Source organism: Psychrobacter sp. 1Y4 (assembly GCF_051847555.1).
This window is the reverse complement of the sequence record NZ_JBPYDE010000213.1, coordinates 1-960: the sequence shown is the minus strand read 5'-3', so window position 1 is coordinate 960 and position 960 is coordinate 1. Positions and strand designations below refer to the sequence as shown.

Below are 960 nucleotides of genomic sequence, written 5' to 3'. Positions count from 1 at the left end.
CAGGCTGGCTAGCATCAATCAATTATATCGGTTACTTTATCGGTGCCCTCATTGCCATGTTTGTGCCTCAGCGCTCGACATGGCAAGCGATGACGCTTTGGGCGATTATAAGTGTTGTCACAACGATGCTACTCATCGTACCAAATATGTCGCTCACGCTATGGTATATCATTCGTCTAATTGCGGGGATTGCAAGCGGGGTAGCGATGATATTGAGCTCATCGTTTGTGATTCAAAACCTGAGCCCCGAGCGCCGTTCTATACTCTCGGCCGTACATTATGCAGGCATCGGTGTCGGCATTAGCGCCTCTGCCATCGTAACGTGGTGGCTTCTGACATTGGGCTATCACTTTGATGTAATTTGGTTGGTTGCAGGCTGCACCAGTTTACCACTGATATGGCTCCTCTACGCGATAAAACCCAAACCAGTAAATAGTTTGGAGTCACAGTTGACCGATTCGAAACAGCACGTCTCAGTACATCAGAGCTATTTGAACTTCAAACGCTCTTTATATGAAGCGATTTCTGGACACCATAAAGCGCTTGCTTTACTTTTTATGAGTTATATATTGGCAGGATTTGGCTATATTAGCTCAGCAACTTTCCTGCCTGTTATGGCAGCACAGCGTCTAACGACACAGACCTATGCTGGATTGATGATTTGGTTGGTCGTCGGTATTTTTGCGATGTTATCAAATCCGTTATGGGGTGCGCTTGCCAAACGTATTGGCGAGGTAAAAACCCTAATGGGTCTCACGGTATTACAAGCGTTTGGCATGTGCTTGCCGATATGGTTTGATGGTGCGCTTGGATTATATGGCAACGCTGTTATTCTGGGGTTGACCTTCGTCGGTATGGTAGCGATGACACTCACATTGTTTAAAAACATCAATCCTGCTTATTCTAATTTACTGATTGCATTGGCAACGCTCGCCTATGCACTAGGGCAGTTCTTGGGAC

Annotated in this window: 1 protein-coding gene; it reads left to right on the top strand. The window is 46.1% G+C overall.

What is annotated here, in order from left to right; translation table 11 throughout:
- The coding region (locus ACS8FC_RS15315; protein ID WP_439297402.1) for a YbfB/YjiJ family MFS transporter at positions 1–960 on the top strand (960 nt) is incomplete at both ends.